The 12,037-nt window shown below is 65.2% G+C and carries 13 protein-coding genes and 1 pseudogene; 5 read left to right on the top strand and 9 right to left on the bottom strand.

All coding sequences use genetic code 11. The features are described from left to right. Together AC5RWX_RS24610 and AC5RWX_RS24605 are read right to left on the bottom strand one after the other, a co-directional pair. Positions 1 to 235, bottom strand: a 235-nt coding sequence (locus AC5RWX_RS24610) for an NAD-dependent epimerase/dehydratase family protein (protein WP_494098906.1), incomplete at its 3' end; no start/stop codon positions are given. Between the two features lie 25 nt (positions 236 to 260). After that, positions 261 to 914, bottom strand: a complete 654-nt coding sequence (locus AC5RWX_RS24605) for a TetR/AcrR family transcriptional regulator (RefSeq protein ID WP_494098905.1) — start codon at positions 912 to 914, stop codon at positions 261 to 263. Between the two features lie 178 nt (positions 915 to 1,092). Here AC5RWX_RS24605 and AC5RWX_RS24600 point away from each other — a divergent pair. Further along, a pseudogene (locus AC5RWX_RS24600) lies at positions 1,093 to 1,835 on the top strand (queuosine precursor transporter). A gap of 133 nt (positions 1,836 to 1,968) precedes the next feature. Here AC5RWX_RS24600 and tgt read toward each other — a convergent pair. From tgt to AC5RWX_RS24575, 5 genes are all read right to left on the bottom strand, one after another. Further along, positions 1,969 to 3,309 (bottom strand): tRNA guanosine(34) transglycosylase Tgt, encoded by a 1,341-nt coding sequence (gene tgt, locus AC5RWX_RS24595; protein WP_494098904.1) that lies wholly within the window; start codon positions 3,307 to 3,309, stop codon positions 1,969 to 1,971. A 32-nt stretch (positions 3,310 to 3,341) separates the two neighbouring features. Then, positions 3,342 to 4,067 carry an SRPBCC family protein gene (locus tag AC5RWX_RS24590; protein ID WP_494098903.1) on the bottom strand — a complete coding sequence of 242 codons (726 nt, stop codon included), beginning with the start codon at positions 4,065 to 4,067 and terminating at the stop codon, positions 3,342 to 3,344. A 92-nt stretch (positions 4,068 to 4,159) separates the two neighbouring features. Then, the gene (locus AC5RWX_RS24585; protein ID WP_494098902.1) at positions 4,160 to 5,158 is read right to left on the bottom strand and encodes a DUF6707 family protein; all 999 of its coding nucleotides are present in this window, start codon (positions 5,156 to 5,158) and stop codon (positions 4,160 to 4,162) included. Positions 5,159 to 5,245: 87 nt separating this feature from the next. Beyond that, the gene (locus AC5RWX_RS24580; RefSeq protein WP_494098901.1) at positions 5,246 to 5,785 is read right to left on the bottom strand and encodes an NUDIX hydrolase family protein; all 540 of its coding nucleotides are present in this window, start codon (positions 5,783 to 5,785) and stop codon (positions 5,246 to 5,248) included. A 9-nt stretch (positions 5,786 to 5,794) separates the two neighbouring features. Continuing rightward, a complete protein-coding gene (locus AC5RWX_RS24575; protein WP_494098900.1) occupies positions 5,795 to 6,532 on the bottom strand; it encodes a VOC family protein in 738 nt (245 codons plus the stop codon). A 106-nt stretch (positions 6,533 to 6,638) separates the two neighbouring features. Here AC5RWX_RS24575 and AC5RWX_RS24570 point away from each other — a divergent pair, with 106 nt between their 5' ends. Next, positions 6,639 to 7,244: a YdeI/OmpD-associated family protein gene (locus tag AC5RWX_RS24570; protein WP_494098899.1), complete on the top strand. Its 606-nt coding sequence runs from the start codon at positions 6,639 to 6,641 to the stop codon at positions 7,242 to 7,244. On the opposite strand, the gene AC5RWX_RS24565 is transcribed toward AC5RWX_RS24570, so the two are convergent. After that, the gene (locus AC5RWX_RS24565) at positions 7,245 to 8,471 is read right to left on the bottom strand and encodes a glycoside hydrolase family 76 protein (RefSeq protein ID WP_494098898.1); all 1,227 of its coding nucleotides are present in this window, start codon (positions 8,469 to 8,471) and stop codon (positions 7,245 to 7,247) included. 135 nt (positions 8,472 to 8,606) lie between these two features. Here AC5RWX_RS24565 and AC5RWX_RS24560 point away from each other — a divergent pair, with 135 nt between their 5' ends. Both AC5RWX_RS24560 and AC5RWX_RS24555 read left to right on the top strand, forming a co-directional pair. Then, on the top strand, positions 8,607 to 9,467 hold the full coding sequence (locus AC5RWX_RS24560) for an SDR family NAD(P)-dependent oxidoreductase (protein WP_494098897.1): 861 nt from the start codon (positions 8,607 to 8,609) through the stop codon (positions 9,465 to 9,467). Further along, positions 9,464 to 10,687, top strand: a complete 1,224-nt coding sequence (locus AC5RWX_RS24555; protein ID WP_494098896.1) for an acyl-CoA dehydrogenase family protein — start codon at positions 9,464 to 9,466, stop codon at positions 10,685 to 10,687. The genes AC5RWX_RS24560 and AC5RWX_RS24555 overlap by 4 nt, the downstream gene beginning before the upstream one ends. Before the next feature lie 19 nt (positions 10,688 to 10,706). On the opposite strand, the gene AC5RWX_RS24550 is transcribed toward AC5RWX_RS24555, so the two are convergent. Then, positions 10,707 to 11,537, bottom strand: coding sequence for a DUF1684 domain-containing protein (locus AC5RWX_RS24550; RefSeq protein WP_494098895.1), 831 nt, complete (start codon positions 11,535 to 11,537; stop codon positions 10,707 to 10,709). 171 nt (positions 11,538 to 11,708) lie between these two features. Between AC5RWX_RS24550 and AC5RWX_RS24545 the strand changes: the two genes are divergently transcribed. Then, positions 11,709 to 12,037: hypothetical protein (locus AC5RWX_RS24545; protein WP_494098894.1), on the top strand; the 329-nt coding region annotated here is incomplete at its 3' end.

Below are 12,037 nucleotides of genomic sequence, written 5' to 3'. Positions count from 1 at the left end.
GGGCGTTGTAGCGGCAGGAGACCGAACGCCCGGCAAAGTTCACCAGGAGCTCTGTTCCTTCGAGCACCCTGGCGATGGTGCCGTCGTCGTCTTCCCACGTGGCCGACGGCGAACTCTTGGCGCTCTCGCGGCCAATAGTGCGTACGGTCCAGCCATCCTGCTCAAATCGATCCCGGAAGTATCCGCCGATGAATCCGGAAGCTCCGGCCAGTACCACCGTTCTGGTGCTGCTCATATTTCCCCCTGTGTTATTTCGATACTTAGCCACGGATGCTGCGGCTCAAGCTGAGGACGTCGTCCAAAATCCTGCTGACCCCTGGAATCCGTGCCAGTGCGAGTCCCTTGGTGATCAGTGGGACGGCTCCGTCCACCAGCCGCCTGGTCCGCTGCTGCCCTTCCGAGGTGTCGTAAACCCAGAAGAGGGTGACACCCATGTAGCAAAGCCACAGCAGTTCCGGAAGATCGGCCCTGAGCCTTTTCGGGGCCTGAGGTTTCGCGCCCTCCGCGGCCCTGCGGAAGATGTCCAGGGAAGCCTCGCGCGCAGCCGTCGAGCCGGCTGCGAAGGGGTTCACCGGAGATGTGGGACGGATGGCGGTAGCTACGAAGTCGGCGCCAAAGCGGTGGTAGGGAGCCATAACGTCCAGGCCGGTATGGAGGGTGGCCTTGAGCCGGCTCGTAAGGTCAGCAGCATCGTCAAGCGCTTCGGCAGCCTTTACCGCATGCTCCGCCTGTACCCGGAGATACAGCTCATGGACAAGATCGTCCTTTGATGCGAAGTAGTAGTAGGCGTTGCCCACCGATATGCCGGCCTCCGCAGCGATGGCCCGCATGGTGGTCTTCGCGAAGCCGATCTCGCGGAACATCCTCAGGGCGACGTCCGCCACCAGCTGGCGGGTCTGCTCGCTCTTGGTCACCTGCCGCTCCTCGCATTTTTGAACATGTTCAAAAAGTATCGCACGAATTGAACCTGTTCTGATCCTTGTTGGGCAGGTTCTGGGACGTTGGATGGGACAATTGGGCGGACAGTGCTAATACAGCCGGCGGCCCCTCCCGACTCCGGACGCCGAGCGAACCACTATGAACGGACTCCCCATGCCCTCAGCCTCAGGCCACAACGCCCTGCCCGAAACAACCCCGCCAGGCAGCGCAGCCCGGTTCGCCTCGATCGGTTCCCCCTACTTCGGGATCATGCTGGCGTCCATGGCAGTGGTGCTCATCCTGTCCAACATTGGTGCGTCCAAAGGCGTAGCCATCGGACCGATCATTACAGACGGCGGCTTCTTCCTCTTTCCACTGGCATACATCCTTGGCGACGTCATCAGCGAGGTCTACGGCTTCAAGGTTGCCCGCAAAGCCATCTTCACCACCTTTGCGCTGTCCGTCTTCGCGTCCTCTGCTACTGGGTGATCATTGCCCTGCCCGGTTTCGAGGACGAGTTCGGAACGTCCAAGCAGGCCGCCCTGGAAGGCGCATTGGGCCCGGTACCGCAGACTGTGCTTGCTTCACTACTCGCGTTCCTTGCAGGGCAGACCATCAACTCGTGGATCCTGGTCAAGATGAAGGCCCGCTCGGGTGAGAAGTCCCTTTGGGCTCGCCTCATGGGATCGTCGGGCGCCGGCGAGTTCGTGGACACCCTTATCTTCTGCAGCATCGCAGCGTCAGTCATTGGCATCTCCGACTTCGGAACCTTCGTGAACTACCTGGTGGTGGGCTTCGTCTATAAGACCCTGGTGGAGTTCATCTTCGTGCCGGTAACGTCGCTGGTGATCGGGTGGGTCAAGAAGCGCGAGCCGAGCTACGGCGTTCCTGCCGCCTCCGCGAACGGCACGGTGTAGATGCCACCCGCCGTCGTGCGTTTCTTCCGGCAACCCGGGCGCGTGAACCTCCAGGAGCCTGAACGGTGCCCGGCCGCCCGAAGACTCCGGCGTTCCGGCACCTTCCCGGCGATTCCGACTGCGGAGTGCCGGCTCAGGAGTAGTACTGGCCCAGCGTTTCGGCTTTGAAGTCGAAGAAAGTGCCGGATTCGATGGCCAGGCGGGCATCGTCCACCATCTTCACCACAAAGCGCTCGTTGTGGATGGAGATCAGAGTGGCGGACAGCATTTCCTTGGCCTTGAACAGGTGGTGGATGTATGCACGCGAGTAGTGATTGCACGTGTAGCAGTCGCAGCCGTCCTGAAGCGGACCGAAGTCGCGCTTGTACTTGGCGCCCGAAAGGTTGAACCGGCCCTGGGGTGTGTAGAACGCCGAGTTCCGCGCCACCCGGGTGGGGGAGACGCAGTCGAAGGTGTCGGCCCCGTTCTCGATGGCGGTGAAGATGTCATCCGGCTCGGAAATACCCAGCAGGTGGCGGGGTTTGTCCTCCGGCAGTTCCTCGTTGCACCACCGCACGATGGTTCCCAGGTTCTCCTTCTCCAGCGCCCCGCCGATGCCGAACCCGTCGAACGGCATGGCGCCGAGGTCCCGGCACGCCTTCCGCCGCAGGTCCTCGTACTGCGCGCCCTGGATGACGCCGAACAGCGCCTGGTACGGCTTGCCCACCCGTGATGAGGTGAGGCGGAAGTGCTCCTCGATGCAGCGAAGTGCCCACAGCCGGGTCCGCTCCAGGGATTCCTCCTGGTAGCCGCGGGAGTTCTGCAACGTGGTCAGCTCATCAAAGGCGAACATGATGTCCGCGCCGATCTGGTGCTGGACCTGCATTGAAATTTGGGGGGAGAATCGGTGCCTGTCACCGTTCAGGTGGGATTTGAACCAGACGCCGTCGTCGTCGATGTGGGCGAGGCGCTCCTTGCCAGGGGCCACGGCGTCGTCCGGCCCGGACGCGTCAACGGACTTCATGTCGATGACCTTCTTGAACCCCGAGCCCAGGCTCATCACCTGGAATCCACCGGAGTCGGTGAAGGTGGGCCCCGGCCAGTTCATGAACGCGCCAAGGCCGCCCGCCTCGTCCAGGATGTCCGCGCCCGGCTGGAGGTACAGGTGGTAGGCGTTGGCCAGCAAAGCCTGGGCCCCCAAGCCTGACATGGACTCCGGCAGCACGGCCTTGACGGTGGCTTTGGTGCCGACGGCGATAAACGCAGGAGTCTGGATCTCACCATGGGGTGTGGTGATGGTCCCGGTGCGCCCCAGGAACTGGCCGCCGTTGGATGCGACCTGGGCAGTCGACGGCGGACAGGTTGCGGCAAGGCGGGTGCCCACCCGGAAGCCGAACTCAGACTGCCGGGCTGCGACGCCAGGGATCGCAGGCCCGGGACGCGGGTCGGTCGCAGCGGCCGAAGGGGTAGGAACAGAAGCAGGGTTGGCTGGCACCGTACCAGTGTGCCAGCAATCGCGGGGGTCCCTCAGCTCACTGGTTCGGATGTGGGGTAGTTCTCAGCCCGCCAAGAGTCCCAGGAGGTGCGGATCGAATCAAGCCTGGCAGCACCCAGGCCGTACGTCGAGATGACCACCAGGGACCCGCCGTCGGGCCGGACGTCCTCGACGGCGAGTTGATCGGCGACCACCAGGAGGCCGTCATTATGGTCAGCGTAACTGTGGACTGTCAGTCCCACCTGATGGTTGGTCCGGTACCAGACCTTCCCGGAGATTTCCTCGCCGGTGGCCAGGGTCAGCTGGTAGTTGTCACCACGCGCCGGGAGCTCGGACAGGCCGAGTTTTTCGATCGCGGAACCCGGTCCGCCCGGCACTTGCAGGAACAAGGTATGGCGTTTGCCGTGCGGGTGGCGTTCCAGGGCGAAGCGGAGCTGCTGCAGGAACGTGAGCCAGCCCTGCGTGATGTCCTCGTCCCATGCCGCCCACTCGGAGTTGTGGTCCACAGCGGCCCGCGTCACGCTCACCAGGGTCCCCTGCGGAACTGGCCTGAGCTCGAAGACATCCCCGCCGTGGAGTGTCAGGCTGGTGTGGTCCGGTGATTCCTCCACGTCCGGGGAGAAGTAGATTTCCTTGATCTCGTCGTCCAGGTCCTCGGCTTGCCAGCCGTGCCATTCGGCAACTTTGGACGGTTCGCGCAGCATGGTCCAAACCTGCGGCGCGTCAGCATTGATTACCACGCTCAGATTGTTAGTCATAGCCCCGAATGTACAACTCCAACCGGGCGCCGGGTAGGGGCAATTACTTCAGCCAGTCCGCGCCAGTGACGAGGGTGCCACGGAGGCCAAAGTCAGGAGCGGACAGCCTCGAGTTCGTTGCTGATGCGCCGTTCCAGTTCGCCCGGTCCTATGGTTTCCGAACCCCCATGGGCCCGGAGGAACAGCAGGGATTCGAGCCGCAGGAGCCGCCATTCCCGCTCGGCGTCGTGGTTCGAGTTGTCGATGGACCTGAAGATTTCCTTGTCATACAGGTTGGGCTCGTTAAGCGAGCGCTGCCGGACCTTTGCCGCCATCCTCGCCTTGAACTGATCCGTCTCCTGGTGTTCCGGGGTGCGGATCAGCCGTTCGTAAACCTCCGCCCGCTCCTTTTGGCCTTCCTGGCGGCAGATGTAGCTGGACAAAGCCAGGGACGCTTCAACCGAGGCCCAGCGGCCGGGATTGCCGTCATAGGGCAGGACGTTGAGCAGGTCGGCGACCGCCAGGGAGCCGTCGGCGTCCTTGAGGGTGATGAAGAGTTCGTGGGCGAGGTCGCTCAGGTCCTTGAGGCAGCTGCCGGACTTGAAGTTGACGCCCTTGGCCAGGCGGTCAGCCAGGAGCAGCACTCCCATTGCGTCCGGATGGGCTTCCGCTGCGGCTTCCACCACCGATTCCGGGGTACCTTCCGCGGCAGGGATCAGGGCGAGTTCCTCCTCGCTGGGGCCGCTGGCCGCCGGCGGAACCGGGGGCAGGGGAGGTACGACGACGGCGGGAATGGCCGGTGCTGCGGCGGAAGTTCCGCCGGGCTGCCCCTGCCCGGCCTCCTCTGAAGGCTTTCCCGGCATCGGAAGCTGCGTCACGCCGTCGGCCTCTTCCTCCGTTACCGTCACGGTGGTGCCAACGGCGATGCGCAACGTCCCGCCGCCGGCCAAACTTGCGAGTACCAGGGCGGGCGCGCCGAAATCATCCGGTTCCAGCTCCACCTGATGGATCTCCGCCGTCCGTTCACCGCCGGGCAGGAGGATGTGGTCGCCGGTGGCCAGGGCTCCAGCCTGCTGTTCACGATGGTGCCGGGCGGCTGGTGTTTCGGTCATGGGAGTCCTTAAGTTCTCTTGCGGTCCGCCCTACAGTCTACAAAGGCGGGTTCCGGAAGTCGGGGACGCCGGGTGCGGCCGAGGGTGTCAGTACCCCACGCCCGCGAAGGCCAACGCCTGGCGGATCAGCCCACCACGCCCGCCGCTGAACTCCATCTGGACGCCGGGACTGAGCACTTCCTCCGGGGTCATCCAGGTCAGTTCGAGGGCGTCCTGGCGGGGCTCGCATTCGCCGGTCACGGGGATCACGTAGGCCAGCGAGACGGCGTGTTGGCGTTCATCGGTGAAGCCGGTCTGGGACGGTGCGGGGAAGTACTCGGCCACGGTGAAGGGGACCGGGCTGATGGGCAGTTGAGGGAACGCCAGCGGGCCGAGGTCCTTCTCCATGTGCCGGAGAAGGGCCGCACGGATGGTCTCCCGGTAGATGACGCGGCCCGATACAAGTGACCGGACCATGGTGCCGTCCTCGTCAGCCTGGAGAAGGGTTCCGACCTCATTGACGAAGCCCAGCGGATCCAGCCGGACAGGCACTGCCTCGACGTAAACCATGGGCAGCCGCCCGCGCGCCTCAAAGAGGTCTTCTTCGGAAAGCCAGCCGGGATTCGGGTCAGGAGTGCGCACGTTCATGGTTAAGTTCTACCCCATGGGACGATGCTCGGAGATCCATACGGTGGCTGGCACGCGGGGCGTGGCGGGCCCGGCGTCCGGGTTGGGCACGTGGAGCGTCCTGCCAAAGGCCTCCTCGGTAATGCTGGCCTCGAGCCCGGCGGCGGCGAGGCGTTCCTGCAACGGTTCCAGGCCGCCGTCGTACTCAAAGCCGAGCCCCGAGCGTGGAGCTCCGGACGCCGGACGCACCAGAAGCACGCCGCCGTTCTTCGCGGTGAAGTCGGCGGTCTCGTCATTGTCCGGCACGGGACGGGGGCGGGCCCCGATGTGCCGCAGGGTCTGGGAAGCGGCGGCGGGATCCTCCGTCCACCAAACCCCGACGACGGCGAGGGCCGGGTCAGCGCCCCCCGCCGCGGCAGCGCCGGAGTCAGCTTGGTCAGCCAGGAAACTGAAACCGTCCGGCCCCGTGATCCTGCAGGCTTCACCGTGGTCTGCAGTGATTATTTCCGCGGGTGTGGTTCCGTCATCCTGTGCCGAGAGGTTGGTGCGGCGGGCGAATTCAGCCACATCGCCCACCTCCACTGCCAGCACTGTCCTTCCGTCCTCAGCTGCTCCTTCCGGTACGCCATGGAGGGCAAGGCGGCCCGAACCGGCATCGAAGACCTGCCACCCGGGCGAATTCCCGGTGCGGGCCAGGCCCAGGGCGGTCAGCAGCTCCGCCCAGGCTTCGATCCGGGCGGTGAAATGAAGCGGGCGGACACGCAGCATGACTTCTCCTTCGGATAGCCAACGGGACTTTGGTGCCATCCTGCCACGTGGTCCGCCGCGTGTCGTTCGCGCTTGTGCTGGCGGTCTGCAGGAGCAGAATAGGGCCATGGCTGTTGAACTTGAGGAGCTGCTGGTGCCCGACGCCCCCGCCTGGCGTAGCTGGCTCAAGGAAAACCACGCAACCAGCCCCGGCGTCTGGCTGGTACTGCATAAGAAGGGCGGAAAGGTCACCGAGCTGGACTATGCTGCGGCCCTGGACGAGGCTCTCTGCTTCGGCTGGATCGACGGCCAGGCCAGGCGCCGGGACGCGGAAAGTTCCTTCCAACGCATGACGCCCCGGGGAGCCAAAAGCCCCTGGTCGGCAAGGAACGTCACGTACGTGGCCCGCCTGGAGGCCGACGGCCGGATGACCGACGCCGGGTGGGCGGCCGTGAACGCGGCCAAGGAAGATGGCCGCTGGGACAAAGCCTATGACGGACAGGCAACGGCCGAAGTTCCGGCGGACCTGGCAGCGGCGATAGCCGCAGTTCCCGCCGCCCAGGCCATGTTCGACGTCCTCACCAGGACCAACCGCTTCGCCCTGATATACCGGACCAATTCGGTAAAGCAGGCCTCCACCCGGGAACGGAAGATTGCCGGATTCGTGGAGATGCTGGCCCGTGGGGAGGCGCCGTACCCCCAGAAGAAGCGCCCACCGGGAGCGTCACAGTAATCAGTCGGCCATGGTGATCGAAGCGGCGGCCTCGAAAGCCATCCAGGCCTGCAGCTGCGTGGAGAATTCGACGATGGCCCCGGGCGGATAGGTGACGCCCGCGGGGACGGCGGCGTGCATCGAGAAAACATACCTTCCGGGCCGCCCCGTGCTGCCGGCTTCTTCGCCTGGGGCAGCAGGCCGCTTCCCCTCCCAAAACGCCCCTGCCGTATCGAACACCAGCCGGGCGGCGGTAGCCCTGGTCCGCTCGGGAAGCCGGGCATCGACGGCGGCGAGGCCAAGGTAACGGCACAGGATCCCGGTGAAGAGACCGCCGTCGCCCGTTCCCTCGCAGCGCAGCGCTTTCCCGGGGGCACCGGAGGTGGCTGTGGCTGCCGGGTCATGCTGCACCGGAACCGTCAGCAGCCGTGCTGACCCCTCCACTACTTCGGCCGCCCTGGCGAGGTTCGCACGTCCGCCCAGCTCAAGCTGCGCAGCCAGGACCGGACCCTGGTTGTAGGTGTAGACCGCCCTGTCGATCACCACGTTCCCTTCCGGATCCAGCCGGGCACCGTCCAGGTAAAGGCCCTGGTCCGGATCAAAGAGGGTGGCGTCCAGCCAGTCCAGCAGCGACTGCGCCTTTCCGCGCTGGCCGGTGCGGGCGTAGTAGAGCGCGATGGGTGCAGTGGCGGGGGTGTTCTTGAAGTCCCGTTTTTTGCTCCAGAAAGCACCCCCGCCCAGGTCATTCGTGCATGCCGCGTCGAACTGCAGGGTGAGGGCTTTGCGGAGACCGGCGTTCCCGCGGCGGCCCGCCGTGCAGGTCTCCTCCGCCAGCTGGTCGAGCCGGAGGGCGGCGAGGGCGAGCCAGGCCATGTCGTCGTAGTAGTTGTTCACGAACGTAAAGGCGTTGCGCAACCAGATTCCGGTCACCAGCCGCGAAGCGAGGCGCCCGGCGCTGGGCGTGCCGGCACCGTAGAATCCTGCTGCCGGCGCAGAGCCCTTACGCAGTTCACGCCGGCCGGCATCCACGAGGCAGTCGGCATAGTGGGCCTGCCACCAGTAATGCCAAGGATGGAGCAGTTTGCGTTTCAGGCCGTCCCGCCAGGCTGGGACAGGCCAAGCCACCGCGCCCAGATGCGTGCCGGGCAGGAAGAACAGCTTCCTGCCGAACAGTTCCGTCACTGACCGTGCGGCCTCGTTGGCCCGTTCCGCCCAGTCAACGGGAGGGGAAGCATCCGCGGAAGTCATGGCTTCCACCCTAACCGGGCACCGCGGAATACGGGCGGAGGGCCGATAGTGCGGACCCGCAGTAGTTTCAGTTAACATGCACTAACTAATGCTTCGCGGTTTCCTGCCGAAGCAGTCACGCATCAAGGAGGATGTATGGACGTCACAGGCAGCGTTGCGTTGGTTACCGGAGGTGCCTCAGGCCTGGGGGCCGCCACTGCCCGCAGGCTGTTCGACGACGGAGCAACAGTGGTGCTTGTTGACCTTCCCTCCTCTGCGGGTGCGGCCTTCGCGGAGGAGCTGAACGCGCTGGACATCGCGCCCAATAGTGGGAGAGAGGACAGCGGAGGCGCCAGCGGCCCAGCCGGGAAACGAGCAGGGAGCCTTCGAAAATCAGCCGTCTTCGTGCCTGCGGACGTAACGAGTGAAGCGGACGTACGGGCTGCCGTCGACGCCGCAACAGCCCTCGGACCATTGCGGATTCTGGTGAACTGCGCAGGCATCGCCACCCCGGGGAAGGTGCTCGGCCGGGAGGGGGTGCTTCCGCTGGAGGCGTTCAACCGGGTCGTCCAGGTCAACCTCGTGGGGACCTTCAATGTACTGCGCCTGGCGGCAGCGGCAATGGTGGCTACCGAGCCGGCCACCACGAACCTGGGTGGTCCCGAACGGGGTGTCATCATCAACACCGCCTCCGTGGCTGCTTTTGAGGGACAGATTGGCCAGCCTGCCTACGCTGCTTCCAAGGGCGCGGTGGCGGCCATGACCCTGCCCCTCGCCCGGGAGCTCGCGCGCTCGCTGGTGCGCGTGGTAGCCATCGCCCCGGGAATCTTTGAAACACCCATGATGGCGGGGTTGCCGCAGGAAGCACAGGATTCCCTGGGTGCCCAGGTGCCGCACCCCTCGAGACTGGGCAAGCCCGACGAATACGCCAACCTGGTGGCGCACATCGTGGACAACGCCATGCTCAACGGCGAGACCATCCGCCTTGACGGCGCCATCCGCATGGGGCCGAAATGACAAACACCGCCCGTGAAGCCGCTGCAACCATATCCGGCTTGCCCTCGGCCGACTTCTTCGACGTCGAAGCGCTGCTTGACCAGGCCGAACGGGAGAAACTGGCCGAGCTGCGCGAGTTCCTGGCAAGGGAGATCGCCCCGTATGCGGGGGAGTGGTGGAACACGGCCGAGTTTCCGGCGCACATCCTGCCCAAACTGGCAGCCCTGCAGCTCAGCACGCCGGCGCAGCGCGGCTACAGCCACCTGTTCGCCGGACTGGTGATTGCCGAGATGACGCGCGTGGACACCTCGATCGCCACCTTCTTCCTGGTCCACCACGACCTTTTTGTTGAGTCCCTGTACGCCTTCGGCACCGCGGACCAGAGGCAACGGCTGCTTGAAGACGCCTCCAACCTGCGGATCACCGGCGCCTTCGCCCTGACCGAACCGGACCACGGCTCCGACGTCGCCGGAGGCATGGAGACCCGGGCACGGAGGATCTCATCCACCACCGGACAGCCCGACGACGGCGGGGACGCCTGGGTGCTGAACGGCGCCAAGCGGTGGATCGGCAACGGGACGTTCTGCGACTACATGCTGGTGTGGGCCCGGGACGAGGCGGACAGGTCAGTACGCGGCTTCATCGTAGACGCCACCCTGCCTGGGGTCAGCCGGTCCCGGATCGAAAACAAGATTGCGCTGCGGACAGTCCAGAACGCCGACATTGTTCTTGACAACGTCAAGGTGGCGGAAGCGGACCGCTGTGTTTCGATCAATAGCTTCGAGGACACCAATGAGCTGCTGCGGGGTTCACGCATCATGGTCGCGTGGCAGGCCGTGGGCCAGCAGTTGGCAGCGTTCGACGTCGCCCGGCAGTACGCCGTCGAACGCCACCAGTTCGGTCGCCCGCTGGCACAGTTCCAGCTGGTCCAGCAGCAGCTGGTGACCATGCTGGGCAACGCCGTTGCGAGCATGGCCATGATGGTTGGGCTGGCGAGGCTGCAGGACGAAGGCGCCGCTGACATGCCGCGCGTGGCCCTGGCCAAGTCCTACCTCAGCGCCCGGATGCGGGAGACGGTGGCGCTGGGCCGTTCGATCCTGGGTGGGAACGGCATCGTTACCGATTACCGGATGGCCAAGATTTTCTCCGACGCGGAGGCCATCTACACCTATGAGGGCTCTTTCGAAATCAACACGTTGATCGTTGGCCGGGCCGTCACGGGAGTCTCAGCAATCATTTAGTCCCGGCGGGTGATCTGCCTTAGTCTCCGGCGGGCGCATAGGGCTGCTTTTCGCCGGCCTCGACACGTACGTCCAGCGAGTTGTTCTTCACGGGCATGGGGCAGGTGCCGTAGGGGGTGAAGGCGCTGGGGTAGTTGATGGAGCGGTTGAAATCCAGGATCACGGACCCGTCGGGGCGGGGCCGGGGCAGGGCGAGCTTGCGCCAGTCATCGGTAGTATCGCCATTTGTTTCATCGTGGAAGGTAACGGTCAGGGCACCGAGCCTTTCCTCCTCCGCCTGCAGCCGGAACTCGTGCCTGCTGCCAGGAAGGTGGAACACCACCTCGCCCACCGTGCGGTGGATGCCGTCCACCAGAGGGTTGGCTGTGGCGATGGGCACGTCCACGGGCTCGGGGTAGGGTTCGAACTTCCCGGTCACCTCCCAGCGGGGGTCATACGGGTAGGTGGGAACGCCGTGGAATCCGGTGAAAACGGGCGACCCGGCGTCCCGGGTGCGGAGGGCGTACCTGCCTCCCCGCATAGCCAGCTCAACCACAACCTGCGCCCCATCCATGCCGCCGAATTGGACCCACATCAGCGACTCCTCGTCGGCGAGGGCGGCGGAAACCGCGCCATGGACCGGTTTGCCCGACTCCACCAGGGACAGCCCGTCCGCGGGCACTGCGGTGAGTGCCGCCGTCGTACCGTCCGTTGACCACAGCCCAGGCGCCAATTCGACGGCGGTGGGGGAGTCCTCCAGCCACTGGAAGGAGGTGAGGGTCAGCCAGCCGTGGCGGGTGGCCAAAGCCTTGTTCCGGTTGTCGCGGAAGCGCTGCCAGCGCTCCACCTTTGCGGCTGGAATGGTGCTCATGGTTCCTTTCGGAGGTCTGCTTGCCCCGGCTACAACCGTGCACGGCAGGCGTTCATTCCGCGTCAAGCCTGTCCACACGGTTGAATAGGAGGTGTGGATATTTTGGCGGGCGTAAGTACTGAGTGGCTCAAGTGGTTGACCTGGTTAGCTGCGGCCGTATGCGGAGCAGCCATGTGTGCCTGGCGTCCGCGCCGCCCGGACCAGGCGGTCATGGTTTCGCTGCTGGTGTTCATCGCAGCCAGTGTGGGTGCAGGGATCTATGTCCTGAACCACCTGGCCGACGGGCGCTGGGGCGGCGACGCGCAGTCCAAACTCAGTGCGCCGTCCTTATCCGGAACTCCGGTGGTGGGGGACTTCCTTAAGCCCCTGGAAGGGGCACTGGGCGGCATGACGGACGGCGTCAACGACTTCATCGACTTCCGGTCCGCCCTTCCGGTAGCCCTGGAGTACTTTGGGGCGGCAGGTTGGGCTTTGGCCGCCGCCGTGCCGGTGGGGCTGCT

The sequence above is a fragment of the Arthrobacter sp. SPT-J7 genome (assembly GCF_059089965.1).
Note: the sequence above shows the minus strand (reverse complement) of the source record. Positions and strands in the feature narration are given on the sequence as shown.

Coding starts and splice junctions, on each gene's coding strand:
- AC5RWX_RS24555 (WP_494098896.1), top strand. CDS start 9,464: ATGACAAACACCGCCCGTGAAGCCGCTGCAACCATATCCGGCTTGCCC.
- AC5RWX_RS24570 (WP_494098899.1), top strand. CDS start 6,639: ATGGCTGTTGAACTTGAGGAGCTGCTGGTGCCCGACGCCCCCGCCTGG.
- AC5RWX_RS24585 (WP_494098902.1), bottom strand. CDS start 5,158: ATGACCGAAACACCAGCCGCCCGGCACCATCGTGAACAGCAGGCTGGA.
- AC5RWX_RS24565 (WP_494098898.1), bottom strand. CDS start 8,471: ATGACTTCCGCGGATGCTTCCCCTCCCGTTGACTGGGCGGAACGGGCC.
- AC5RWX_RS24590 (WP_494098903.1), bottom strand. CDS start 4,067: ATGACTAACAATCTGAGCGTGGTAATCAATGCTGACGCGCCGCAGGTT.
- AC5RWX_RS24575 (WP_494098900.1), bottom strand. CDS start 6,532: ATGCTGCGTGTCCGCCCGCTTCATTTCACCGCCCGGATCGAAGCCTGG.
- AC5RWX_RS24560 (WP_494098897.1), top strand. CDS start 8,607: ATGGACGTCACAGGCAGCGTTGCGTTGGTTACCGGAGGTGCCTCAGGC.
- AC5RWX_RS24550 (WP_494098895.1), bottom strand. CDS start 11,537: ATGAGCACCATTCCAGCCGCAAAGGTGGAGCGCTGGCAGCGCTTCCGC.
- AC5RWX_RS24580 (WP_494098901.1), bottom strand. CDS start 5,785: ATGAACGTGCGCACTCCTGACCCGAATCCCGGCTGGCTTTCCGAAGAA.